Raw genomic sequence first — 25,754 nt, forward strand, 5'->3', positions numbered from 1 at the left:
ATGGCAACCCAGACACTTCTTTGGACGGTTCTGCCTCATGGGCGTTTTACCGACGGGCCGAATGCCGGCAGGCGCCGGGTGACGATATCCGTTTCTCCAAGGCTTCGGCCGCAGGCAGCCGACGAGCAGGTTCTCAAGGCGTTTCCGGAGTTTCTCGACTGGCCGGCGCTGATGGCGGATGCGAAATTCGGGCTTAGGGTAGGGCCTGCCGAGGTTCCCCTGAGACCCTTGAATCTGGGTGATTCCGATCTTTGGAAGCAACTGTTCGGTACCGCGACCCCGGTGGCGGGTTTCCAGTTCAAGGACATGAGCAAAGTCAATCTGCGTTCGTTCCAGGTCCGCAACGTGCTCAAATTCCTCCGACGCCACTATGGGCGGCTTGCGGTGCAGGCGGCCTCGAACCATCCGACCTTGCTGCCCTGGAAAGACGCACATCCCGACCTCAAGGACATGCTGACCGGCATTGGCACGCGAACGCAGAAATTCAATCTGGGCGATCGCCCGATCGAAGTTGCCTTGCCCGGATTTTCGCGCTTTTTCGGCGAGGCGGAAAACGGAAGATCGATCGAGAGCTTCCTGAATGACGCGGTCTTCGGACCGGGCGGACAATATCGCACCCCGGTTGCCGCGATCGATGCAGAGGAAACCGGAAGTCCTTCAGTGGCCGGGCAAGTCGTGCGGCGCACCCTGCCGGCCGATTGGTTCAACCCGCGGCCCGGCGGACCCAACACGCCGCTTGTCGGCGCGCCGGACGCTTCGCTCATGGATCAGTTCGCCAGCGCGGACGAATATGCCTACTATCAAGCCAATCGTTTTTACAACCGTGAACCGCCGAGTGCGGCCGAGCGCACCATGCGGCGTCCGTCCTATGCCGATATTCCGGCACCGCCGAAAGTGCCCGATTTCGATTTTCACCGGATCGTCGCTTCGTATGCAGACTATCCGTCCTTGCTGCGTGCGCTCGGGCTTTTGATCGATTGCGTGGTCGAAGACGATGAGCCATTCGATCAGGCCATCGTCGCCGGCGGCGGCATTGGTAAAGGGCTGATATCGCTACTGGTCAGCCTGCCGGGCGGCCACGACCCGAATGACGATATGACACCACGCACAGCCTGGCAGGACGACAAGGAGCGCTTCTTCACCCGGCCGCGCAACAGTGACTTCCAGCGCGGCCTGCTCAGGCTCGAGGCCTCCGACGATAACTGGGGTCTGGTTGAAAAGGACAAGCCCGGCCTGTTCGACGTCTATCAGGTCGATCCGGATGGGGCCGTGCACAAGACGGTGGGCTTCACTCTCAGCGCACAGAACCTTGTCGGCAAAAGTCTCAGCCTGCGCCAGATCGATGGCGAGGTGACCTATACGACCGGCGACAAGCAGGCTGTTGCCGCCTTGCGCTCCGGCGGCCTTGGCGTGTCTCGTCACGGCCGGGCGGCACAAGTTGCCGCCGATGCCGCCGCCGCCGCCCTGAAAAATCAGGCTGTCGAATCGGCCAACGGCAACAGAATCGTGTTTTTTGCAGAGGACGTGATACGCGGCTTCCGGGTCGATGTCTCTCCCGTCAAGGATGAGGTTACCCCGGGCAAATGGTTCTCGCTTTGCGCCCGCGTCGGCGACTACCGGTTGATCAAATCCGGTACGTCGCTGCCTCTACCTCCAGACGAAGGTTATGTCTCAGGCGCGTCGACAACAAGCACTGCGAGCGACGGAGTAAATCCCGACGATCATTATCTGCACGAGTCGCTGTTTCGCTGGACCGGCTGGAGCCTCAGCGCCCCGCGTCCGGGCCTGGTGCTGCGATCCGCTCCGGTCAAGGATACGCAGCTGCAAAGTGAACAGCACGCCGTGATCACCGACGAGGCAGCCGACGGCAATGGGATCGCCGCCCAGTTCAAGGCTGCCAAGGGCTCATTGCCGAAGCTGCGGTTCGGCCAGCTCTATCGTTTCCGGGCTCGTCTCGTCGACAGCGCCGGTAACAGCCTCGACAAGGACGATCCGACCCTTGGTGAACTCGAGCAGGCAACCGATGCCGTCGGTTACTGGCGCTTCGAACCCATCGATCCGCCGGCGCTGGTGCAGCGTCACCGGGTGAGCGAAGGCGAATCTCTCGAACGCATGGTGATCCGCAGCAACTTCGACAGCGATACGGCTGCCTATCTCGGCACGGCGGATTTTTCCGCGGCCATCGCCAAGCCGGAATCGCAGGACTTCGAATATAGAGCACGCAACGAGCGTCACTTGGTGCCGCCGAAATCCTCGCAGCAGCAATGCGAGCAGCACGGCCTTTTCGACCCCTTCTTTGCCGACCCCCTGACCATCAAGAAAGGCTACGAAATCGCGGCTCGCGAAGCAGGTACGCTTTACGATGCCGAAGCCGGCGCACAGGTCGAACTGATCACACCGACCTCACTTACCGAAATTGCCAAGACCAACGCCGTGCCGCCGGCACTGCCCGGGCCGGACAATCCCGAAGGCGACCGCCTTTCCGCCGGCCAATATGTCATTCATCGTGAAGCAACGGTTGAAACCCCTTATCTGCCGGACGCGGCGGCGGCCGGTATCGCGCTGCGGGCCGCGGCCGGACACGCGCTGCCTGGCGTCGCCACCGAAATGATCCTCGGGCCAAGCTGCGTCGTGCGCCGCGCTCCCAATCAGGAATTGGTGCTCATGGTGGCGAACCAGGAGGATTGGCCGCACAGCCGCGGTTTCCGCCTGATTGTTGCGGAGAGAAAGGCGGATCTGACGGAATTGCCATGCAAGGAAACATTCCTTGACGACGGTGCGCCGAAATGGGACGAGAACGAGAGAACGCTGACGTTTTTTGTTGCCAAGGGACGGATCGTGCGGCTCGTCTATTCGAGTTTTGCGGATCCCCATTTGATCGAAACGTTCGGTGTGCCCCGTTGGACGCTGAGCACGGCGGAGCGCAAATTCGTTTCCGGCATGGCCGTCATGGGTGCCAATTGGCTCCTGACGCCGTTCCGCAATCTGGTGATGGTGCATGCCACGCAACAGCCGGTCTGCCTGCCCGAACTCATTGCATTCTCCAACTTTCGAGAACCGGGCTCGAAATTCACCGATCTGCATTCCCGTATCGTTCGCCTGCACGGGCCTTCGACCGGCAAGTTCGAGATCGAGGCGGATTGGCACGAATGGGTCGATGACCTCAGCAAGCCCGCACCGGAGCGGATTGTCGGCAAGGGCCAGCTCGGCGAGATCCAGCTTGCTGAGAACCACGACAATGAATTCAATCTCGATGATGCCGTCAATAGCCAGATCCATGATCCGGCTCGGCCGCGAGCCCCGGCGAACCGCCATGAGTTCGGCGACACGAAATTCCGGTTGATCCATTATCGCCTGCGCGCCACGACGCGCTTCCGCGAATATCTGCCGCCGCCGCTCTATGCCGTGCGCGATCTTGTCACCCGCCTTGGCCCGATCGCCACCGGCGCACCCGTCAAGCTTGCCGCTGACGACGATGCGGGTGCTCCTGTGCTGACCGATCCGGCAGGCGATACCGGCCAGACACTCGTACTCGCCAGTGCGCCACCCGATGATCCGCGTGTGCTTTATGTCGTGCCGACGTTCCGCTGGACCCGCACAGGTTCCGGTAGCGCTCAGCAGATTACCCGCATCGGCAACGGCCTACGCGTCTGGCTCGACCGCCCCTGGTTCAGCTCCGGAGACGGTGAACTTCTCGGCGTCGTCATCTTTGGCGAGAATGCCCGCTTCACAGACATTCCGGCCGAGATGCAGCCGGTCGTGACCCAATGGGGCCTGGACCCGATCTGGGATACCGATCTGCCGAAGACCAAGACAAGTGCCAGCGACTTCGCAGCACGGGTGACGTCCGAGCAGCTCAAGCTTCAGGAACATCCGGACGGCACCTTTGTCGAAGTGATCGGCCATCGGGTCCACTGGGATGCAGACCGGCACCTGTGGTATTGCGATATCGAACTCGATCCGGGCATTGCCTATACGCCTTTTGTCCGGCTTGCGCTGGTGCGCTATCAACCCAACGCGTTGTCATCCGCCAAGATTTCAAAAGTGGTGATGACCGAATTCGCGCAGGTTCTGCCCAGACGCAAGGCCAGCCTGCAAATGACCGGCAACCAGATCAGCCTCAAGCTCACGGGCAGGGTGCCTCATTTTGGACCGATGAAGTTTCCTGTCGATTCGGAGTACACAAATATATCGTTCATCGGCGGCGTCCACGAGACCGGACGCAACCGCGTCGAACTGGTGCTTCAAACCCGTGACCCCGAGATCGATTCCGATCTGGCCTGGCGCGACCAAAGCGTCCTGGCGAGCGCGATTGTTGGTGGCGACGCGAGCGATAACCCGTTGGTGACGCCAGGCATCAATCCGGGCGGCATCTTTGCCATTCCAGCCGCTGCTGCACCTGGCGCGCGGACGGTGGAGCCGCGTGCAGGCCGGGCCATCTCCCTGTCATCATCACTTGACCTTTCGGCAGCAACAGATGCAGTGCTTGACCCTACCATCATGCTTCCGGGCTTCCTCGATCCTGAAATATGGTCGGTTTCGGTGACGCTGCCCGATACCGGCGGCAAACCGGCGCGGCTGATGCTGCGCGAATTCGAACGCTATTACACCGACAGCACCGTTCCGGAACGGCGCGGCAATGCAGTCTTCAATCGCCGGGTGATCGAAGAACGGCTGGTTTATGCCGCGCTGTTCGAAACAGGCACCTGATCGGATGCTCATCGGCGGCACGCAATGGAGCGCCTCGGCCTCCGTTCGATGCTCGCTGCCCTCGCATGATATCGACAATGACGTGCGCAGCCCGGATGCGGGGAAATGCCCCTCCTATTCGCTGGTTTTTTCCGTCGACCGTTCGGCAATCGATCTGATACCACTCATCAAAGTGGCCGTTGCGGCAGCGGCATGCAGCTGGTTTTCAGTGATCGCGGTTCGGGTTTCCCAGTTCTGACTGCAAGCCACCGGGTTCAGGCATTCGGCGGGAAATTCGAACGTCAGAATACGGAGGGATGATTCAATGGATATTGCTGTTGTGGGCCTTGGCTCGATGGGAATGGGCATGGCCAGATCGGCTCTGGCGCGTGGAGCCTCCATACGCGGTTACGATATTCGAGCAGACGTCCGGGCCGCCTTCGAGGCCGCAGGAGGAAGGACCGGCGACACGTTGGCGAGCGTGGTTCGGGACGCAGACGTTGTCTTCCTGGTTCTCGTCAACGCGAAACAGACCGAAGAGGTGATTTTTGGCCCTGATGGCATCGTCAAGGATTTGAGCAAAGGCGCGGTGATCGTCGCCTGTGCTACGCTCGCGCCGAAGGATGCGCGAGACTTCGCCGCAAGGGTTGAGGAAAAAGGGTTTCACTATCTCGACGCGCCGATCAGCGGGGGAGCCGCGAAGGCGGCGGAAGGCAGGCTGACGGTCATGGCGTCCGGATCTCCGCAGGCTTTCGCAGCGGCAAAACCGGCACTCGATATGGTCGCCGAAACCGTCTACACGCTCGGTGACGAGGCGGGCATCGGAACATCGTTCAAGATCGTCAACCAGCTTCTGGCGGGCGTGCATATTGCTGCGGCATGTGAGGCCATCTCCTTTGCCAAGAGGCTTGGTCTGGATCTGACGAAAGTCTACGAGGTCATCACCAAGTCGGCCGGTAATTCCTGGATGTTTGAAAACCGCATCCCCCATGTGCTTGAAGAGGACTATGCGCCGCGCAGCGCCGTCGGCATATTCACCAAGGATCTCGGCATCGTCGGCGACATCGCCCGAGAATTGCGGTTCCCGACGCCAATGGCAGCAGAGGCCCTGCAGCTATTTCTGATGACGGCCGCTGCGGGAATGGAGCGAGACGATGATGCCTCGGTCGCACGTCTCTACAGTCTGATCACGGAACTGCAGTGAAATCGTGGGAGCAATTGCGCGACACGGCCGACGGACGAGACACGGGGGAACGATCTTGACGAGTTCAACCGGGTTGCTGCCACCGGCTTGTTAACCCCGGTGGCGATTGTGACCTTGTGCCAATGGCAACCGTGTCGCTTATCTTGCGCTTTCGGGGAAGGCCGGCAGGCGGGAGATATGGGTAGGATCGTGCTGGATGACGAGCGTTGCGTTCAGCCCGGCTGCAATCGCCTGGAGCCGTTCCATCGATGCGAGCGTGTCGGCACGGTTTTCATTGAAACCCGGCACGCCGCGAGTGACGAGATTATCCTCGAAATGCACGACATCGCCGGAAAGCAGGACCGGCCCCATCTTTGCAAGCTTTACCAGGAGGGCGGCTTCCCCTTTCGTATGACCGGGCATCGACAGCATCATCACGGAACCGTCGCCGAAGACGTCACGGTCGCCGCTCACGAGGTCGAGTTTCGCCTTGCCATCGAGCCAGGGTTTGACGAGATCCGGTACGACCGCGAAGGGCGCAGGATTGTCGTGAAAAGTCTGCCAATCGGCAGCACCGATCATCAGCGTGGCTTTCGAAAAGGTCGCGGCCTGTCCGAGATGGTCGAAATGGTTGTGGCTGATGCCGACGGTTGCGATTTGCTCCGGTTTGATGCCGATCTCTTTCAACTGGGTCGGGATGTCGCTTCTGAGCGAGACGCCGATCTGTGCATCCTGATCCGGTGCCTTGCCGATGAGGCCGGCAGGAAGCCCGGTGTCCCATAGCAGGTAGTCACCGCCGTGGCGGATCACGTAGCAGCTATCCGTCAGCACGCCTTTCTTGCCGGCAGAAGCGAAGGTGTCCGAAAACATCGACAAATCCTTGACGACGACATCGCCGCAATCCAGACGCCAGAGCTCCAGGTCCGGAGCAGCGCGTGTCGGCGTGGAGGCGAAAGACAGCGATGCGACCGTTGCCCCGATCGCAAGCGCAAATTTGAAGGTCTTCATGAAGGTCTCCTTGTCTTGTCTTGAAGACCCTCCTTGTGCCGTCCTCCGTCGCACGCTATGCGCCGGATTTGTGATCACTTGAGCCCGAAACGCTCACCCGCGGTATTTTTTCTTGCCGCGCCTTCTCATACATTGCGCTCATGAACATGATGATACGCGACCGACGTTCCGAGCTTTCTCGCCGCCTGCTCGATCGGCTCCGCCCCATGGTGGCGGGAAAGCTCGATGTGGGAATGCATCCTTATGGCGAGCAGCTTTTCGCCTATTGCTGCTTCGACCGCGAACGGGTGGCGGCTCTTCGGCTTGATTGTCCCATGATCTGCGTCGTGCTTTATGGCCAAAAGGACGTGTGGCTTGGCGATCGCACCCGGTCCTTCCCGGCCGGCTCGCTCTTCGTGTTGCCCGGTGGTGTGCCGATGGACGTCGTCAACATTCCAGACGATAAAACGGGCGTCTACGCAGCGTTGCGGCTCGACGTGCCGCTCCTGCCGGAGGGCATCCCACCGCTGTCCGTTGCGGAGCGCGCCCATAGTGCCGTCGATCTCGACGCCGTGCCGCTGAGCATCGATCTCGTCGAGACGATTGGCCACGCCGCATCCACGATCGCTGACGTCAGCGTCGGCGAAACGATCAAACGGCTCAGGCTGACGGAGGTTCTGGCGCTGTTGCGGCCACTTACCGAGGCACGCCCACTCTTCAGACAAAGCCTGTCGGACGACATTGCCTGGCTGATCGCAACGGCCCCTTCGCAGGCTTGGAACGTTTCTGATGTCGCAGGAAAACTCGGAATTGGAGCGTCCACCCTGCGACGTCGATTGGCCGCAGACGGCACCTCCTTCCGTGCAATCTTGCGGCGCGAGCGTCTGAAGGCTGCGCAACATGCAATCACATCCGGCGCGACGGCAATTGCCGCCGCCGAGGCTGCGGGCTACGTGTCGCGCTCGCACTTCTCGCGCCGGTTTCGCGAGAGCTTTGGAACCAGCCCAACAGGGCGGGCATAGCATCCAAAGTCTGTAAACTGCGCAGCCGTCTTGGGAGCCGCGCCGTGCAAGGTGGAGGGAGCCTTGAGCCCTGCAGCGCCTCGTGCGAACACGAACGCTGATGTCGCTACCGATCACTCGCCTCTTCGGTCCAAACGGGCAGATTTCTGGATCGACTTCTGACTACGGCGAACGTCATCGTCACCTTCAGCGGTCTTCGCGGAGGCAGGAACCATTGTCATGCGGGGCGATCTCTAAATCCCTGACCCGTCGAGGTTCTGGTCGTCATCGCCTTCCCAGGGTGAGGGCATTGAGGTGCGATTGAGGTTGGCCGACGGCATGGGCATCCAACACTTCAATTCCGGCTCGGCATATTCGATGACCTGTCCGGGCGAGGAATCCGATGCGCGCCAGCCTTCTCCAGCAAATTGATCGCCTTTCGACCAATACGCGAGGTCAACTTCTGCCGGCCCCTGTTCGGATGGGCGTATCGTGACGAGGATTCGACTGCCGTCTTTTGGTGCGCTTGCCATATGGCGCCAACTGTCCGACTCGCCCATCGTTTTTCCTCCTGCCTTGCCACAGGATGCGAATGTCGCCTCGCCATCGGAAACGGTCAACTCAAACTTTAATAACGGTGTCTTCACGCGCAACGAAATCGTCTGGCGCACGCAGCCACGGGCAGGCAATAGGATGCTCGCCGACAGGCTGGGCGAGTTGCGTCCCTGTCCGGCATCGATTACGGCCATGTATTTGAGCAAGCGCGTTTCGGCATTGAAAGCGGTGACATTGCCAGCTGGACAATTGGAAGCCGGCTTTCGGGCAGCACGGTCAGCGCCGACCTTGGATATTCCCACATCTTCAAGAGCACCGCCGACACCAACATGTGCGATCTGTTTTTCGTGAGCGCCTCGCTGCAGTTCTGAATGATCAGATCGGGCCAACGTTTCGAGGTTCGGCTGTGCTCACGCGCAAGGGCATGAGCAATCGCGAGTGTAATTCATGATGGGAAACTGCGGTTTCATTGCATGTTAAATTGAAAAAATCAGGCTTGCGGCGCCTATCAATCCAGCATGGCTCCCGAGTTGCGCCGGCACCACGGGCACGTCGCGATAAGCGGGCATCACTCGCTCGTGAATGGTAGTCTCAATCGCTCGCCGAAGGAGATCGTATCCGTGGGAAATTCCACCGCCCATGACGATCATGTCTGGCGAATAGAGATGGAGCAGATTGGTAAAGCCGATGCCCAGCCAACGGGCTTCCTGGTCCATCAGCGCGAGTGCCGTTTCGTCGCCGGCGCGCGCCGCCTCGACAACATGTCGACCGGTCACCTCGCCGTCGTGGGACAGCATTCGCAGCGCCGAGCCGTCGCCTGTTCTTGTAAGAGCGGTCGCACGCCGGCCGAGTGCCGTGCCTGACGCCACCGCCTCGAAGCAGCCCACCGCCCCGCAAAGGCATCGTTCGCTCTCGCTCGTAATGGTCATATGGCCGATTTCGCCTGCGAGCCCACGGCGCCCATGCACGATTCGGCCATCGGAGATCACTCCGCCGCCGATGCCGGTGGACACGGTGACGAATACCAGCGAGGCCGCGCCGCGGCCGGCGCCGAAACGCCATTCGCCGAGAGCGGCGGCGTTCGCATCGTTCTCCAGCCGCACCGGCAGGTTCAGGCGGTCCTGAAGAAGGCGCGCCAGGGGTACTTCACGCCAGCCCGAGAGGGTCGGTGGTGCGGTGAGAATGCCAGCGACCGGATCGAGCGGGCCGGGCGCTCCGATGCCAATGCCGAGCGGCTTGGCGTCGGGAACGTCCGAGCAGATTTTTTTCGCAAGCATCGCGATCTGCTCGATGACCGCATTCGGTCCATCCCTGGCGAGCGTTGGCACGGACGCGAAGGCCAGCAATTTGCCGCCGTCGCCAACCAATGCTGCGCGCAACTCCGTTCCACCCAGATCAAATGCAAGCGCAATCCTCCTCATCGGGGCTCAGTCTCCAGAGCATGCAGCCAGGCAATACGGCCCGGCAGATCCGTGTCACCGAACGCCAGTGATCCGAGCACGACCGTCTCGGCGCCTGCTGCCCGCAACAGTGGAACCGTCTGTTCGCGGATGCCGCCATCTGCTGCAAGAACAATCTCCTGTTCGCGTCCGATACGCTTCATCAGCAACCGCGCTTCGCGCAGCCGGTCGCACGCTTTATCCGAGAGGCTTTGTCCCTTGACGCCGATCGAGGTCCCGAGCAGCGTGAAGAAGGCGACATCTGCGAGGAACGGTTCTGCCTCGGCGACCGGAGTTTCCAGCCGCAGAGCGACGCCGGCTTCGGCGCCGAGCTCCTTTGCGAGTGCCACAGCGCGCAAGCCGGCTTCGCCGTTCTCGGCATGCATGCTGATGAGATCGGCGCCCGCCTCGATGAACTGGCGTGTCTGCTCCTCGACGATCTCGGCCTCGACCATCAGATGCACATGAATTGGTTTTGCCGTCAGCTTGGCGATGCGGGCGACGAAATCGGGAAAAAACAGGAAGCCGGGCGTGAAGCGTGCATCGGCAACGTCGATATGGTGGAGATCGACATAGGGCTCGATGCGGTGAAGGTCGCGCTCCATATTGGCAAGATCTGCGGACCAGAGCGAAAACTCGCCGAGCAGTCTGTGCCGGGGCAATGCGGCGATGACGCCGCCCGGAAGAGTTTTCGATGTCATGGCTGAGCGACGCTCCGATGTTTGAATTCTGTGTCGAGGAATTGCAGGACGACCGCTCGGACAGCGGCGAAATGCGCTTGCGCACCCGCTGCCTTCGCAGGCACTTCGAGGAAATGCGCGTTTGGTAGTGTGTCAGCCATCACTTGTGCGACGGTGAGAGGGTGAATGGCATCCTGCCGGTTGCCGAGGACGAGAGCGGGAACAGCAAGTTTTGCCGCGTCCTCTTGCAAAACGCCCGTGCCATCCGAGGCGATGTCGTCAAGCACGTCGGCAAAGGCTAACGCATCCGGGCGTTCGAAATAGCCGAGCAGGGAAGCGAGATTGTCTGGCGCGTCCATCCGCAGACGTTCCGCCGTCGCCGATCTGGCAAAAAGTGCCTGGCCATCGGCACGCGAATGAGATCGAAGCAATGCCGCGATCTCGCGGATCGGCGCGAGATTGGCTGGGGCGCGCGCAAAAGACCAGGCCGGGCGGACCAGGACGAGGCCGATAACGCGCTCGGGGTGCGTTTTTGCCAGATGAAGCGCGATGGCTGCGCCCATGGAGATACCGCCGGCGATGAAGCGGTCTACTCCCTTTTCGTCTGCTGCGGCGATGACGTCGGCCGCAAACATCGCAATCGAGAAGGGGCGTCTCGTGCCGAGCGTCGAGCTGCCATGCCCGCGGCACTCGGTCGTGATCCGCCGCCAGTCGAGCGCCTCGGGGATAACCTGTGCGACCTGTGCCTCATTGCCGCCGAGGCCGTGTTGAAAGAGCAAGGCTTTGCCTGTTCCGCAGTCGTAGACTGAAAGGTCGGCATCGTCTCGTCTGAAGGCGAGGCGCGTTTTCATCGGATCAGATCCGAAAGAAATCTGGCGACGGCGGGTGCTTCTTCTGCCGCAAGACCGTGCGTGACGAACGCACCGCTAAAACCGGTCGCGCGCAGGCCGTCGATGAAGGCGGGGAAATCGACGATGCCCTGACCCGCCGTCGCGAAGCGGCCATCGGCATAACGATCCTTCGCATGGGCCATCGTCACGTACCCGGCCGAGATATCGATCGCCCTGGCGACGATGTCGGACACTTCGGCCGGTGTCGCCTGCTCGAAGAGGTTCGCTGGATCAAGCACGATGCGCAGGCGCCTCGAACCCATCTCTCCGATCAGCCTCACCGCATCGGCGGCGGAGCTGACGATATTTGCCTGTTCCGGCTCAATGCCGAGATCGATGTCGTGCCGCTCGGCAAGTTCCAGCGCTTTTTCCATTTCGGCAGCCATATCGGCCCAGGCGGACGGAAGCGCATTGTCCGGATGATACATCCATTGGTCCTGGGCATGGCGGCTGCCGGTGCAGAGCGTCACGAGCGGAATCTGCAAAGCCGCTGCCGTTTCGATCACCACGCCAAGCTGTTTGAGCCCTCTTTCCCGCACGAATTTGTCCGGATGGGCCATGTTATAGGTGCCTGAAAGTGCCGCGAGCGAAACGCCGGCCACTTCGGCTGCCGCCCAGATCGTTGTAATCGTTTCCGGCGCCACTGCATCCGGCATCGATGGCAGACCGACGCAGGCGAGATTGAATTGAGTCGTCGCAAATCCGCTGTTACGCACGGCCGAAAGCACTTGCCGGGGATCGGTGCCGGGGAAGGTCTTTGCAAAGATGCCAAGCTGCATCAGACCGATCCCGTGACGGTTGCGAGTTCGACACGTTCGCCCGTTTCGACCGAGCGGGCGATGGCGACCATGGCGCGGATGGAGGCGATGCCGTCCTCTATATCGGCGCCGCGCATCGGCGCGCCGTTCAGCACGGTATCGGCAAGCCCTTCCAACTGCCGGCGGAAGAAGTGCCCGTCGGCCCCGAGCGGCTTGCGGGTCGTTGCGTCTTTTTCGTGAAAGATCTCGACTTCACTCGCCCTGAAGTACCAGGGATTGAAGGTCTTGGCGATCACCGAGCCATGTTCGCCATAGAGTTGAAACCCCTCATGCCAGTCCATGCGGACGGCGACCGTCAGATCGAGATGACCGAGCGCGCCATTGGCGAATTCGGTTTCCACGAACCAGCAATAGGTGCCGGCACGCTCGAGAAGGCGGGCTCGCACCGCGACGATCTCGCCACAAAGGAAACGGGCGGTATCGACGAGATGCGAGCCATGCGCCAGCATAAAATACTGGCGCAGGTCAGCCTTGGGATTTCCGGAGGGTTTTCTGGCGAATTTGCTGGTGATCGGCAGCGGCTGGACCGCATCGGTATTGGTGTAGCGGTGGGTGGAGTCGCAGTACCAGGCCTTCAGCGCGAAAATCTCGCCGATATCGTCACGGACGAAATCCCGGGCAGCCTCCAGCGCCGGGTCGAACCGCTTCATGTGACCGACCTGCAGCACCTTGCCGGAGCGCTTGACGGCGTCGGCGAGCGCCTGGCCTTCCTCGACCGTAACACCGGTGGGCTTCTCGCAGAGCACATGCTTTCCAGCATCGAGCGCTTTGATGGACATCGGTACGTGATAGGCATCGGACGTGGCGATGATGACGGCTTCGAGCTCGGGATCGGCGAGCATCGCGTCATAATCGGCGTACATCTTCTGAGGCTCGTATGTCGCGCCCATGCGCGCGAGCAGGTCAGGTGCTGCGTCGCAGATGGCGTAAAGGTCGGCATTCCCAGCCTTCACGCAGGATTCGAGATGGGCGAACTGTGCGATCGGGCCGCAGCCGAGCACACCCACACGCAGCCGTCGGTCTTCCTTACGGATCATATCTCTTCCTCAGGCGCCGTAGCGGCGCATCGTTTCGCGGTTCGTCCTGACGGCTGTCGCAGGGTCGGCAGCGGCCGTGTCTGATTCCTCTTCCAAGACCAGCCAGCCATTGAAGCGCGGCGCGGCAGCGACGATGTCGATCACGGCGGGCGTATCGCAGACTCCTTTGCCAAGCATGGCCCATTTGCCCTCTGCATCGACGTCCTTGAGGTGCAGATAGCGGATACGGTCCTGATAGGTTCGCAGCGTATCCAGAATATCGTCGTGGCCGCGCAGGATATGGCCGGTATCCGGCACCCAGCCGACGAGGTTCTTGTCGATAAGCGAGAAGATCCGGTCATAATCGGCACGGTCGAACAGCAGCGTATTGTGGTGCGAACTCGGATGCACAGCGATATCCACGCCGGAAGATCTGCCCAATTCGCCGGCCCGATTGTAGAACTCCGCGGCGATTTCGAATTTCGCTTCCCGAGGCCCTTCAGAGACAACCGTCGCCGAACCGATCGAAACGAGGGCGCCGGAAAAGGCGGCCGCGAAATCGATCCAGCGTTGTGTGGTCCTGAGGTCATTCTCGATCTCTTGCCTGAGGGTGAAGCCGCTTTTGGATCCCATCGCAAAAGATACGAGCGTCAGCCCATGTTTCTTCAGGCTCGCGGCGAAATGATCGGGATGATCCGCGTAGCGGCCGATCATCGTGTCGGTAATCTCGATGCCCGCATAGCCGCCCTCCGCAATGGCCTCCAGCAGATCGTCCGGGCCGCCATTCCAGTTTTTCCCGAGCATTTCCCAGGTGAATGTCTGGCAGCCGACTTTCAGGTCTTTGATACTCATGCCCATTCCTTGACTTCGTCTTGCGTAGGCCTTCGTTGATATGCCGCCGGACCCGCATGACTGCATTCTTGGCATGGCGGTGGAGTGGCGAACCTCCCCTGGCAAGCCGCATGTGACGTCGGATCGCTATTTCCGCATGGTTCATAAAAATTTATCGCGCGTCAACAAATAAAATGTTCTATAGCGGTTGTGGCGGCAGCGATGCCTGTCGATGATGGGCGAAACATCTGAAATTGGTGGGGAGGCCAATTCATGAGAGCATATCCGGGAACCAGGCTGGGCATCGGTGTCATCGGCTGCGGCAATATCTCGATGACCTATCTACGTAATGCCGCCCTGTTTGCCGGGGTCGAATTGAGGGCCTGTGCCGACATCTCATCCGACGTGTCGGCGCTGAGGGCGAAGGAATATGGCATCCGGGCAATGGAGGTCGATGCGCTCCTGGCAGACCCCGGGGTCGATCTTGTCCTGAACCTTACGATCCCTGCCGTCCATTTCGACGTGACGATGTCGGCGCTTTCCGCAGGCAAGCACGTCTTCACCGAAAAGCCGCTCGCGACGTCGGCCGCTGAGGGACGGAAGCTTGTGGCCGAGGCCAAAAGTCGCGATCTCTTGTTGGGTTCGGCTCCCGATACATTCCTCGGCGCCGCCGGCCGGCGGGCGCGAGGCCTGATGGATGCAGGTGCGATCGGCCGCCCGGTCAGCGGTACCGCCTTCATGTTCGGCCGCGGCATGGAGCATTGGCATCCCAATCCGCAATTCTATTATCAACCCGGTGGCGGGCCGATGTTCGACATGGGTCCCTATTATCTGACCATGCTGGTCAATCTGCTTGGCCCGGTGAAAAGCGTCATGGCGATGGCGACGAAAGGCCAGGAAGAACGGCTGATAACGGCTGATGGCCCCTTCAAGAACACGACGTTCAAAGTGGGTACGCCGACGAACGTGCTCTCGCTTCTCGAGTTCCAGTCGGGCGCGACGGTGAATTTCGGTACGTCGTGGGATGTCTTCCGGCATTCCAATCATCCGATCGAATTGCACGGCACGGAGGGTTCGTTGCGCCTGCCTGATCCCGATACATTCGGCGGAACGGTCTCGCTTTCCGAGCGCGGCGCGGAATGGAAGGATTTCGAGAGCGAAGGCGAGCTGTATGGCGCCCTGAACTGGCCGTATAGCGCTCCCGACCGCGCCAACTATCGCATGCTGGGCGTTGCCGATCTCGTCCGCGCGCTTGGCGAGGGCAGGGCGCCGCGCGCCTCCGGCGATTTGGCGCTTCATGTTCTCGAGATCATGGAGGCGACCCTGGCATCCAGCGAGGCGAGGAGCGCGATTGCGATTGCGGGAACAGTCACGCAACCGCCGCTGCTTGGGGACGATGAAGCTCGCAGCCTGCTTGCTTGAGGTGAAGCGATGAAAGATCGATTGGATCCCGGCGCCGCGCATGTCCTGGCGCTCGGTCGCGCCGCAAACCAGCCGCCCTTTGAGCGGGGGACAGTAAACGAGGCCCGCGCTGCCTATGACTTGGGTTGCCCGACATTGCAGGGCGATCGTGAGCCGGTCGCGGCCATCGAGGACAAAACGATCGCTGGGACGGGTGGCCCGATCCGTCTCAGGATCTACCGAGGCGTGGGCGCTCCGACCAAGGATGCGCCGGCACTTCTCTATCTTCACGGCGGCGGCTGGGTCGTCGGTACGCTTGAATCCCATGACGAGATCTGCCGTTGGTTTGCAAATATCGGCGCCTGTATCGTATTTTGCCCGGATTACCGGCTGGCGCCCGAGCACAAGTTCCCGGCCGGACTGGAAGACTGCTTGTCGGCGCTAGCCTGTGTAGTGGAGCAGGCAAGCGCGCTCGGTATCGATCCAGAACGGATCGCGGTTGCGGGCGATAGTGCCGGCGGCAATCTGGCTGCTGTCCTATCGCTTCTCTCGCGCGATGGCGTTGCGCGGAAAATCTCGGCGCAACTTCTGCTCTATCCCAACACCGATGCCGGGCAGACGACCGACAGTTTTGTCAGATTTTCGGAAGGATACGGTTTGACGGCCTCGACGATGCGCTGGTTCCGCGATCATTATGTCCGCGACGCGGCCGATATCGCTGATTGGCGCGTCTCTCCCCTGCGCGTCGGAAATGTCGCGGGTGTGCCGCCAGCCTTCGTCGCGATTGCGGGCCAGGATATCCTCGCAGACGAAGGCGAATCCTATGCCCGCCGGCTTGCCGAGGCGGGGGTCCCTGTAATCCTGCGGCGCTGGCAGGATCAGATCCATGGCTTCGTTTCCATGGGGCGGCACATTCCGGCGGCGCGGCGGGCGGTGGAAGAGGCGGTTGCCGGATGGCGCAGGCTCATCGATCACGCCGACTGACGCATCACCAATGTACCGTCGAGGATGATTTTTCGTGCAACGACCTGCCTGGTGTCATCGTCTTCGTCCAGCATCGAAAGCAGTGTGTCGACACTGCTGCGCGCCATGGCGGTGAAGTCTTGCGCCATCGTGGTCAACGGCGGGCAGGTATAGCGGCTGAGGGGGTGGTCGTCATGGGCGGCGATGCGCAGATCGCTGTCACTCCTGCGGCCGATGTGAAGGCCGCGCGAATGGGCGGCTGCCATCGTACCAAAGGCGAGGCGATCGTTCGCGCAGAGGATCGTCCTGCCCGGAAGCGTACCAGCCGCGATCATTGCGTCGGTCTGCTCATATCCCATATGTTCGAAGTCCCAGCCGTAACTCTCGGTGTCGCCAAATACGACCGGTTCGAAACCGAGCGACCCCATCGTGGCGATATAGCTCGCCAGCCGCTCTCCGGAATTGTGATTGACATGCGGAATGTCGAAATATGCAGGCGGCTCGCCCGATCGGCAGAGATAGTCGACAATGGTCGCAACGCTTTGAGCGTTGTTATTGCCAATGAAGGGCGTGTCGCCTTCGATGAACGTATCGAAATAGACGATGGGAATGCTCTCCCGGAGTTTTTCGAAGATGCCAGGCTCAGAAGAAAGCCCCAGAGGCGCGATGATCGCGCCGGCAGCCTTCAAGGACAGAAGCGTGTTCACAGCCTCGGCTTCAAGATCTGGCAGGCCGTGGGACGAAATGACGATTGGCCAGTAACCTTCACCACGGACGAGCAATTCCAGACGGTTGACCATTTCGGCGTAGAATGGATCTGTGATGACGGGCACGAGAATGCCGATGTTCCGTGTCCTCTTGCGATTGAGGTTGCGCGCATAGAGATTAGGACGGTAATCCGATGCCGACAGCGCCTCCTCGATACGTTTACGCGTCACCGCCTTTACGCTGTTCGGGTCATCGAAATACCTCGAAAGCGTTGGACGGGAAACGCCACAGGACCGGGCGAAATCGTCCATGGTTTTGATCGTCATCTTGGCCATTGGCAATTCTGGTTGCACTGCGCCAAGGATCGTCTGTGTCAGCCGATATCGCAAAGGCGGTCAGTGTGAGGGCTTTCGAATTGCGTTGTAGCCTGACAATGTCGCATGCGCAAAATTTTTTGTTACGTGAAGCACAATTGGCGGCGTAACCGCCTCTATACATAGCGTACTTCGACTCCCAGCTTGTCCAGCCGACTGCGAATCCCATGTGGCATACCGGTGTCGGTGATGATCAGATCGACACGTGAAAGCGAAAATGCCTTGGACGAGGCGCCAATATCCCACTTGCTGGAATCCGCCACCAGGATGACACGCCTCGCCATTCGGACCAGATTACGTTTTGTGCGCGCAATGTCCTCCGAGACATCGACGACATCGAATGCGTGATCGATGGCATGAGCACTGAGGAACGCCTGGTGGGCGACAAGGCCGCCCACGGCCTTGTCGGAATCAGAGACGATCGTGCTCACTGTACTGGGAAAGACCCGGCCGCCGATCATATGCACGTCCAGCCCCGGCCGATACATCAGATGCTGGGCGATGTTCATGGCGGTTGTGGCCACCACGACATTGTTGACCGGGGGCATTTGCATGGCGACCTGCAGCAGTGTCGAGCCGCTGTCGAACACCACGGACTGGTTGTCGATGATCTGGCGCGCCGCCATCTGCGCGATGCGTCGCTTGGCATCGAAATTGCGGTTCATCCGTTCTTCGAAGGCTGCCGCGGGCGAACTGGCCGGCAGTGCGATCGCGCCGCCATGTGTCTTGATGAGCTGCTTCTTGGCATCCAGAATTTCCAGGTCGGATCTGATGGTCACCTCGGAGACGCCGAAGTTTTCCGCCAGCTGCGTCGTGCGCGCTTGGCCGGTCCGCTGAAGTTCCAGCATGATCTGATGTCGCCGTTGTTCCGCAAGCATGTCTTACCTCGAATTCCTTTAGTGCCGGTACCGGAGCTTTCGAAAATCGAAAATACACGGAAACCATTGTGGTCAAAAGACGCGATGAAGGGCGGTATCAGCATATGTCCGGCCCACATTACAGCCATCTTAAATCAAAACGAAAGAAATCGAAATATTGAACATTCGTTTATTTTCGAGTTAGGGTCTCAGCGCGAAATCAAACTTGTAGAGGGACAGCATCGCTATGGGCCTTGGAACCAAAATTCGCCTGTCACGGCTGTTTTCACATCCGTCGGGGCATTTGTTCGGTGGCGCGGTCGACCACTTCGTTGGTTATGGCAACGTCCGTGAGGGCGGCCTGGCGGATCTGCCGGGCGCTCTAAAGCGGGTGATGGCCGGAGAGCCGGACTATATCAGCATTCAGCCTGGTGCTGCGCGCCACTTGTGGCCCGCCTATGCCGGCAAGGCCGCATTGGTCATTCAAGCCGGCTGTTTTACGCCGGACGACCGAATCCGTCAGTTGATCGCGACCCCTGAGGATGCCGTGCGCTACGGTGCCGATGCTCTGGCCGTTGCCATTCCGGTGCGCGGCAATACGGAAGGCGAATATATTCGCTGGCTCACCGATACCGTCAACGCCGCCGCTCGCTTTGAAATGCCGGTCGTTGCCCATGTCTATCCCCGCGACTATTCAAACGGCGGCAAGATCGTCTTCACCCCCGATGAAATCGCCTATGCCGTGCGGATCGGCTTTGAGACCGGCGTTGACGTGATCAAGGTCGGATACACCGGGGACTTCGATTCTTTTCGGGAAACCGTTGCCACTTGCCCGGTTCCCATCGTTATTGCCGGCGGTCCGAAAACGGAAAATCTGCTCGGTGCTCTGACGCAAACCTTCGATGCCTTGCGTGCGGGGGCAAAGGGTGCCGTGGTGGGGCGAAACCTTTGGGGGCACGGCGACACGACGATGGCGGCACGCGCCTTCAAGCTCGTCATTCACGGCGGTATGGCGCCGCAAGAGGCGCTCGCTGCGGCGGGCGGTTGACAGGTGGCACACAACCTTCAGGTTCTGGGCTTCGGGGCCTTGGCGATCGACGATATCATCTATGTTGACCGCCCACTGAGTGCCGGCAAGGGGAAAGTGACAAATCGTACCCAGGATCACGGCGGCAATGTCGCGACGGCCCTTGTCGCGGTCGCAAAGCTGGGGGGGCGGGCCGGTTTCATCGGTTGGCTGAGTGATCAGCCTCTCACCGATATCAGCGCCCGCGAGCTTGAACGGCACGGGGTCGATATATCCTTTGCGCCGCGCCGTCCCGATGCCAAGCCAATACGGTCGGTGATCATGGTCGGGCCTGAAGGCGACAGGTTTATCGCCTATGACGACGACGTGCCGCACGGAACCTCGGAGTCGCTGGCCGACAGCATTCTTGCGCAGGCCCAGGTGCTTTTGATCGACGGTTATGCCACCCACGCCGATACGATCGTTGCGCGCGCCCGCAAGCTGGGATTGGCAGTGGTGGCAGACATTGAATGGACGATCGGGCCGGCAACCGAACGATTGATGAGCTTGTCCAACCACTTGGTATTGCCATTGAAATTTGCGCAGGCCTATTCCTGCGAACCCGATCCGACGTCGATCCTGCGCAAGCTGTGGTCTGACGACCGTAGCGCAGTCGTTTTAACCGACGGTGAGCGAGGATCCTATATCAGGCAGACGGGAGACGCCGTTTTGTGGCACGTTCCGGCCTACGAGGTCAAAGCGGTCGACACGACGGGCGCCGGAGATTGCTTTCACGGCGCTTATGCCTTTGCGCTGACACGGGGGAAGCAGCCTGTCGATTGCGCCGTCTATGCAACTGCCGCAGCCGCGATCTCGGTGACTGGCCCCGGTGGCCGCATGGCCCTGCCGGATCAGAGCGCTTGTCTCGCATGGATGGTCAAGGAAAATGCGCCCGTGCCTAGAGCGATTGCGCCAGCAGACTGAGAGTTCATCACCGGTGTCCTGGACGATCGGCCTAGCGCTGCGCAGATGACGGTTTCGGTTCGATCTGAAGCGGTGCCGGGGAGGAGCTGTCCTGAGGATGGGATGGCGGTGACAATAAGGGAGGAAGTGCCGTGGCCGTTGTTGTATTGGACAAGATTTGCAAGACCTTTGGAACGAAATTCCACGCGATCAAGGATCTTAGCCTGACGATAAATGATGGTGAGTTCCTCATCCTCGTGGGTCCTTCGGGATGCGGAAAATCGACGGCGTTGCGCATGATCGCAGGGCTGGAGGAGATCAGCAGCGGAACCCTGAGCATCGGCGGAGAGAATGTCGAGGATCTCGCGCCGAAGGACCGGGATATCGCGATGGTCTTTCAAAACTATGCGCTCTATCCGCATATGACAGTGTTCGACAACATTGCCTTTTCGATGAAGCTTGCCGGGAAAAGCAAGGACGAGCGCACGAAGCGGGTCCACGAAATAGCAAAGATCCTTCAATTGCATACGCTGCTCGACAGCAAACCGGCAGCGCTCTCCGGTGGCCAACGACAGCGGGTTGCCATGGGACGCGCAATGGTGCGGGAACCGGCGGCCTTTCTCATGGACGAGCCCCTGTCAAATCTCGACGCCAAGCTGCGCGTGCAAATGCGCGCCGAAATCGTCAGCCTGCAAAGGCAGCTCGGTGTGACGACGATCTATGTGACACATGATCAGACCGAAGCCTTGACCATGGGCGACCGGGTTGCGGTCTTGAAGGGCGGTGTCCTTCAGCAGGTCGACACGCCAAAGACATTGTATAGCCGGCCGGTCAACGCCTTCGTTGCGGGTTTCATCGGCTCGCCGTCCATGAATCTGTTCGAAGGCCGCTTGCAGAACGGCAGGATCGATCTGCCGAGCTTTTCCATACCGGTCGCGACAAGTGCATTTGAGCACTCTCCCGGTCTGGCGGCATTCGAGGGCCAAACGATCATTTTCGGCATTCGCCCGGAAGATCTTTACGACAGCGGTCTGGAATCGGGATCACGCTACCCGACGATACCGGCCCTTGTAAAATCGATCGAGGAATTGGGCTCTGAACTGATCGTTCATTTGAAGATCGACGCGGTGCGGATCGATTCCGGCGATCCCGATGCCGTCGAGGACTTGAGCGGTGCGGCAAACGCCGTAGCGAAGTTCGAAGCCGTCAGCCCGGTCCAGCCGGGCGCAATGATCAACCTGGCGATCGATACGTCCAAGTTGCACTTCTTCGACCCCCGGACGCATTTGGCAATTTAACCCGGAAACGCTCCAGGATGAACCGCGATAGCGGAGCTGGTCGGTGGCGATCGCAAGATCGCACGCTTGCTTCGTTGCTCGGACGTATTCGTCGCCAAGCTCCTTGCTTTTTGCGTAGCGGCTTGGCGCGCTCTCGTATCGAGATCGCAAGATCTCGCACCGTCTCGTAACCTTGTGACCGTGCAGCCATAGGCCAGGTTCCCCTGGTGCTCGTTGGTGCCTGAATGCAGCTTTAAAGCCGTATGTCGACGGCGAGCACGACGCAGCTTGGCCCCCCTTTTCGTCGCCCGCCAAGCCTTTCATTTGTTTTCCTTTGGGCGCCGCAGCTTTCATTTGTTTACGAAAGTAAAGAAAAAATGAGACACGAGAAAATGTCTTAGAAAGAAAAAACATCTCAAAGTCTGAGGTTAAAATCCAATTTAATCAATAGCTTATCTTAATTTTTCTTGCTCCTGCAGCCTTCTTGCTTTTACCGATTGCAGTTCTTCATTGACAGCCAGACCCCTAAGGGAACCTACTTTGGTCTCGATCGGGAGGATCGAGTGAAATATCGTTTTCAGGGAGGGAAACATGAACGTCAGAAGATTTATCGTGGCGGCTCAATCGGCTGTAGCCGCCTGGGCACTATGCGCCACCTGCGCCTTTGCCCAGACCAATCTCGAGTTCATCCAATGGTGGGAGCCAGAAATGCCCGCCGGTGCTCTGAGAGGCATCATGGACGACTTTGAAGCCAAAAACCCCGGCATCAAGGTGACGCTCGTCAGCGGTCCCTATTCTGCCACCCATGATCAGATCGTCGTTGGTGCGGCGTCCGGGACACTCAGCGACGTCGTCGGCCTCGACGGCGCATGGGTGAACGGCTTGGCAAAGCAGGGTGCAATCGCCTCGATGGACAGCCTGATGGCTGATGCCAAATATGATCAGAGCCAGATCGCCGACATCATCAAGGTCAACGGGCAAAGCGTCATGTTCCCGCTTGCCTCGTTCGTCTATCCGGTTTTCGTCAACCTCGATCTGGCAAAGGCCGCCGGCGTCGAAAAGATGCCGACGAACCGCACGGAGTTCGCCGCTGCCGCAAAGAAGATGACCAATGCGGACAAGAACCAATATGGTTGGGTGCTGCCGCTGTCGCTGCAAAATCCCGGCGGCATCCAGAATGACGTGATGTCCTGGGTCTGGGCATCTGGAGCATCCATGCTGAAGGATGGCAAGCCCGATCTGGAAAATGCCTCCGTCGTCGGCACACTTGAATACATCAAGTCGCTGCAGGACGCCGGCGTCATCTCGCCCGGTATTTTTGCCAAGAAGGAGCAGGACAAGGTCGAAGAATTCGTCAACGGGCGTGTCGGCATGATGATCGACTCGTTGGCGCACATCAATCTCATCCGCCAGCGAAACCCTGATCTGAAGTTCGGCATCTCCGCCCTTCCGGCCATCGACGGCTATACCGGCAAGCGCGGGCTGCCCTATGCTTCCTGGGGTATCGGCATCAGCGACAAAAGCGAGCACAAGGCGGAAGCCTGGAAACTCGTCGAATATCTGATGAGCCCGGAAGTGAACAGCCGCCTCGTGTCGATCGCCAACGCCTTCCCGGGCAATATCCACGCCAAACCCGATTTCTCCAAGTCGGACCCGCTGTTTGAAGAAGCCTTCAAGATATTCCAAAGCGGGAAGCTGGCCAACGAATTCGTCGGATTGCCGGTGGCCGAAGATCTCATGCGCCAGATGAACGTCGAAGTTCAAAAAATGTTCGACGGTCAGCAGACCGCAAAGGACGCGGCTGCCAATACGCAGAAGCAATGGTTGGTCGAATTTAGCAAGTAGTCTCCCAAGACGGTGGCGGCAGCGTGACAGACTTTTGTCACGCTGCCGCCGCATCGCGACGAAGCAATGCGTTACGACCAGGGAGAAAATTACCTCTCATGAGCCTCGCCACAGAAACCATGATCCGGACGCAATCAAAAACGCGCAAGCACGGCCTACTCTCTTACAAAGTAAGAAAGAGGCTGGTTCCCTACTTTTATGTTGCCCCAGCGACGTTTTTATTCTGCCTCCTGATGCTGTTTCCCATGATCACCGTTCTGCGCTATTCGCTGATGGACGGAGCGATCACGAAAAAGGACGCGTCCTTCGTCGGATTGCAGAACTATGCGACGATCTTCAGAGATCCGGTTTTCTGGCAGTCGGTCGGGCAGACCCTCTACTTCACGGTGATGAGCGTCATCTTCCATCTGCTGATCGGTCTGGCCTTCGCCCTTTTGCTCAACAGCCAGCGTGTCGATCCGCTGATCAGAAGCATTCTGCGGGTTCTCTACATTTTGCCGTGGCTCTTCACAGCTGTCATCATCGCCATCATCTGGCGGCTGCTGCTTGATCCCAACGGCGTCGTCAACAGTATCCTGATGACGCTGCATATCATCGACTTCAAGGTCGAGTGGTTCTCTTCGACGAAAACCGCGCTGCATGCGCTGACCTTTGCGAATATCTGGGCAGGATACCCGCTCTACATGGTCAGCCTTCTCGCTGGTCTTCAGGGCATTCCCAAGGATCTCTATGAGGCCGCCGGCATCGACGGTGCCAACGAGTTCCAGAAATTCCGCTACATCACCATTCCGCAACTGATGCCGATCATCATCAGCATCGCCTTGCTTGATTTCATCTGGACAATGCAGGTCTTCCCCCTCGTGTGGATGACGACGGGAGGCGGTCCGATCTATGCGACCGAGGTACTCAGCACCTACACCTACAAACTGGCGTTTTCGAGTTACGAATTTTCGCGCGCGTCGGCGAGTGCAATCTTCATTCTGATCATCTCGATGGGCGCCACATATTTCTACATCAAACATCAGAAGGCCAGGTAACCGGCAATGGCAAAACGCTCTCTCAGTCGCACCATCGTACCGACCCTGCTGACATATCTCGGGCTGGCGGTCGGGCTGGTCTTCGCGGGCTTTCCGATCCTGTGGATGTTCTTCACGTCCTTGAAGTCGAACACCGAGATCTTTGCCCTCCCGCCGCGGCTGCTGCCTGACCGTTTCACCAGCGTCGCCTATCTTGCGATCTTCAACGACCCAACGAAGGTTCGCTTCTTCCTCAACAGTTATCTCGTCGCAGGAGTGGTAACGGTTCTGACGGTGCTGATCGCCATCCTGACGGCCTATGCTTTCAGCCGGTATTCATTCCGGCTCAAGAAAACGCTGAATGTGTTCATCATCAGCACGCAGACCGTGCCGCCGATCACGCTTTTGATCCCCTATTTCGGCATGGTCGTCGCATTCGGTATCTTCAACACCTATTTTGCGCTGATTCTGACCTACATGGTCTTCACCTTGCCTTATGCGATTCTTCTTATGACCGGCTATCTCAATACCCTGCCAAGGGAGCTCGATGAGGCAGTGCTTGTCGATGGCGGGTCAAGCTGGACGGCGCTGTGGCGTGTGATCATCCCCTTGTCGGTGCCTGGCATCGTGGCGACTGCGGTCTATACGTTTCTGTTGGCATGGAACGAATTCCTCTTTGCCCTGACTTTGACGAAGTCGATGGACATGCGGACTGTTCCCATCGGCATCGAATTGCTCATGGGCCAACATGCGTTTGAGTGGAACCAGATGATGGCGATGAGCGTGCTCGGATCGCTCCCGCTTCTGGTCCTGTATCTGATTGCGCAACGCTACTTTCTCGCGGGAATGGCCGCCGGATCGGTGAAGAGCTGAAAACGAACCATTCTCCGGCCTGGTCCAAGGCTCAGTCGAGAGACTGATGAACTGTGGGCTAAGGTGATGTCACGTCGTCTTTATCCCTTCGATCGTTAAGCCGCAGACGACGTGACACCACCCAGCGAGCCACCGGCCTTGATCCTCATTCGTCGCCTGGGACGCCATAGGACGGCGCTGCCGAAGGGGCCAGCGCGCGGGTGACATAGGCGCTCGCCTGTGGCTGAGAGCTTTCCCAAGCGCGTCCAACAGCAGCCACCGGGCGGCCATCGTCCAGCCAGTCGACCCGCAGTTCCGCACAGGGCCAGCTTCGGCTGTCGACCACAACCAGGCCGCCGGGATTGAGACACATGTCCTGCCGGATCTGCATCTCATTTCGTTT

At 59.7% G+C, this 25,754-nt stretch carries 22 protein-coding genes; 11 read left to right on the forward strand and 11 right to left on the reverse strand.

All coding sequences use genetic code 11. The features are described from left to right. Together ACK9YZ_RS24020 and ltnD are read left to right on the forward strand one after the other, a co-directional pair. Positions 1-4,710: a hypothetical protein gene (locus ACK9YZ_RS24020; protein ID WP_416067858.1), complete on the forward strand. Its 4,710-nt coding sequence runs from the start codon at positions 1-3 to the stop codon at positions 4,708-4,710. Between the two features lie 304 nt (positions 4,711-5,014). Beyond that, on the forward strand, positions 5,015-5,893 hold the full coding sequence (ltnD, locus tag ACK9YZ_RS24025; protein WP_416067859.1) for an L-threonate dehydrogenase: 879 nt from the start codon (positions 5,015-5,017) through the stop codon (positions 5,891-5,893). Between the two features lie 138 nt (positions 5,894-6,031). On the opposite strand, the gene ACK9YZ_RS24030 is transcribed toward ltnD, so the two are convergent. Continuing rightward, on the reverse strand, positions 6,032-6,880 hold the full coding sequence (locus tag ACK9YZ_RS24030) for an N-acyl homoserine lactonase family protein (protein WP_416067860.1): 849 nt from the start codon (positions 6,878-6,880) through the stop codon (positions 6,032-6,034). Between the two features lie 140 nt (positions 6,881-7,020). On the opposite strand from ACK9YZ_RS24030, the gene ACK9YZ_RS24035 reads away from it, so the two are divergent. Continuing rightward, positions 7,021-7,881, forward strand: coding sequence for a helix-turn-helix domain-containing protein (locus ACK9YZ_RS24035; protein ID WP_416067861.1), 861 nt, complete (start codon positions 7,021-7,023; stop codon positions 7,879-7,881). A gap of 233 nt (positions 7,882-8,114) precedes the next feature. Here the strand turns inward: ACK9YZ_RS24035 and ACK9YZ_RS24040 are convergent, their stop codons facing one another. The 7 genes from ACK9YZ_RS24040 to ACK9YZ_RS24070 all read right to left on the reverse strand — a co-directional run bounded on the left by ACK9YZ_RS24040 (position 8,115) and on the right by ACK9YZ_RS24070 (position 14,110). Then, entirely contained in the window at positions 8,115-8,420 is a 306-nt protein-coding gene (locus tag ACK9YZ_RS24040) for a hypothetical protein (protein WP_183734098.1), read from the reverse strand. A 471-nt stretch (positions 8,421-8,891) separates the two neighbouring features. Next, entirely contained in the window at positions 8,892-9,836 is a 945-nt protein-coding gene (locus ACK9YZ_RS24045; protein WP_416067862.1) for an ROK family protein, read from the reverse strand. Beyond that, entirely contained in the window at positions 9,833-10,555 is a 723-nt protein-coding gene (locus ACK9YZ_RS24050) for a ribulose-phosphate 3-epimerase (protein WP_416067863.1), read from the reverse strand. The genes ACK9YZ_RS24045 and ACK9YZ_RS24050 overlap by 4 nt, the downstream gene beginning before the upstream one ends. Next, the gene (locus ACK9YZ_RS24055) at positions 10,552-11,385 is read right to left on the reverse strand and encodes an alpha/beta fold hydrolase (RefSeq protein ID WP_416067864.1); all 834 of its coding nucleotides are present in this window, start codon (positions 11,383-11,385) and stop codon (positions 10,552-10,554) included. The genes ACK9YZ_RS24050 and ACK9YZ_RS24055 overlap by 4 nt, the downstream gene beginning before the upstream one ends. Continuing rightward, positions 11,382-12,203, reverse strand: a complete 822-nt coding sequence (locus tag ACK9YZ_RS24060; protein WP_416067865.1) for a sugar phosphate isomerase/epimerase family protein — start codon at positions 12,201-12,203, stop codon at positions 11,382-11,384. Before ACK9YZ_RS24060 ends, ACK9YZ_RS24055 begins: the two co-directional genes overlap by 4 nt. Continuing rightward, positions 12,203-13,279 carry a Gfo/Idh/MocA family protein gene (locus tag ACK9YZ_RS24065; protein ID WP_216759354.1) on the reverse strand — a complete coding sequence of 359 codons (1,077 nt, stop codon included), beginning with the start codon at positions 13,277-13,279 and terminating at the stop codon, positions 12,203-12,205. The genes ACK9YZ_RS24060 and ACK9YZ_RS24065 overlap by 1 nt, the downstream gene beginning before the upstream one ends. A gap of 9 nt (positions 13,280-13,288) precedes the next feature. Beyond that, complete coding sequence (locus ACK9YZ_RS24070; RefSeq protein ID WP_416067866.1) at positions 13,289-14,110, reverse strand: sugar phosphate isomerase/epimerase family protein; 822 nt, start codon at positions 14,108-14,110, stop codon at positions 13,289-13,291. 252 nt (positions 14,111-14,362) lie between these two features. Here ACK9YZ_RS24070 and ACK9YZ_RS24075 point away from each other — a divergent pair, with 252 nt between their 5' ends. Next, positions 14,363-15,511, forward strand: a complete 1,149-nt coding sequence (locus ACK9YZ_RS24075; protein ID WP_416067867.1) for a Gfo/Idh/MocA family protein — start codon at positions 14,363-14,365, stop codon at positions 15,509-15,511. A 9-nt stretch (positions 15,512-15,520) separates the two neighbouring features. After that, complete coding sequence (locus ACK9YZ_RS24080) at positions 15,521-16,474, forward strand: alpha/beta hydrolase (protein WP_416067868.1); 954 nt, start codon at positions 15,521-15,523, stop codon at positions 16,472-16,474. Here the strand turns inward: ACK9YZ_RS24080 and ACK9YZ_RS24085 are convergent. Both ACK9YZ_RS24085 and ACK9YZ_RS24090 read right to left on the reverse strand, forming a co-directional pair. Next, a complete protein-coding gene (locus ACK9YZ_RS24085) occupies positions 16,462-17,496 on the reverse strand; it encodes a LacI family DNA-binding transcriptional regulator (RefSeq protein WP_416067869.1) in 1,035 nt (344 codons plus the stop codon). The genes ACK9YZ_RS24080 and ACK9YZ_RS24085 overlap by 13 nt on opposite strands. Positions 17,497-17,651: 155 nt before the next feature. Beyond that, entirely contained in the window at positions 17,652-18,413 is a 762-nt protein-coding gene (locus ACK9YZ_RS24090; RefSeq protein ID WP_112542647.1) for a DeoR/GlpR family DNA-binding transcription regulator, read from the reverse strand. Positions 18,414-18,639: 226 nt separating this feature from the next. Between ACK9YZ_RS24090 and ACK9YZ_RS24095 the strand changes: the two genes are divergently transcribed. The 6 genes from ACK9YZ_RS24095 (at position 18,640) to ACK9YZ_RS24120 (ending at position 25,372) form a co-directional block, all read left to right on the forward strand. Continuing rightward, positions 18,640-19,440, forward strand: a complete 801-nt coding sequence (locus ACK9YZ_RS24095) for an aldolase (RefSeq protein ID WP_416067870.1) — start codon at positions 18,640-18,642, stop codon at positions 19,438-19,440. A gap of 3 nt (positions 19,441-19,443) precedes the next feature. Further along, positions 19,444-20,382 carry a PfkB family carbohydrate kinase gene (locus ACK9YZ_RS24100; protein WP_416067871.1) on the forward strand — a complete coding sequence of 313 codons (939 nt, stop codon included), beginning with the start codon at positions 19,444-19,446 and terminating at the stop codon, positions 20,380-20,382. 131 nt (positions 20,383-20,513) lie between these two features. Further along, the gene (locus tag ACK9YZ_RS24105) at positions 20,514-21,659 is read left to right on the forward strand and encodes an ABC transporter ATP-binding protein (protein ID WP_216759347.1); all 1,146 of its coding nucleotides are present in this window, start codon (positions 20,514-20,516) and stop codon (positions 21,657-21,659) included. Between the two features lie 570 nt (positions 21,660-22,229). Beyond that, positions 22,230-23,483: an ABC transporter substrate-binding protein gene (locus ACK9YZ_RS24110; RefSeq protein ID WP_216759346.1), complete on the forward strand. Its 1,254-nt coding sequence runs from the start codon at positions 22,230-22,232 to the stop codon at positions 23,481-23,483. A gap of 119 nt (positions 23,484-23,602) precedes the next feature. Next, entirely contained in the window at positions 23,603-24,520 is a 918-nt protein-coding gene (locus ACK9YZ_RS24115) for a carbohydrate ABC transporter permease (RefSeq protein ID WP_416068493.1), read from the forward strand. Positions 24,521-24,526: 6 nt separating this feature from the next. Then, positions 24,527-25,372 carry a carbohydrate ABC transporter permease gene (locus ACK9YZ_RS24120; RefSeq protein ID WP_216759345.1) on the forward strand — a complete coding sequence of 282 codons (846 nt, stop codon included), beginning with the start codon at positions 24,527-24,529 and terminating at the stop codon, positions 25,370-25,372. A 145-nt stretch (positions 25,373-25,517) separates the two neighbouring features. Here ACK9YZ_RS24120 and ACK9YZ_RS24125 read toward each other — a convergent pair whose 3' ends face one another. Then, positions 25,518-25,724, reverse strand: coding sequence for a hypothetical protein (locus tag ACK9YZ_RS24125; RefSeq protein ID WP_416067872.1), 207 nt, complete (start codon positions 25,722-25,724; stop codon positions 25,518-25,520). Positions 25,725-25,754 lie beyond the last annotated feature (30 nt).

The organism is Rhizobium sp. ZK1 (assembly GCF_047782645.1).
Classification (GTDB): domain Bacteria; phylum Pseudomonadota; class Alphaproteobacteria; order Rhizobiales; family Rhizobiaceae; genus Rhizobium.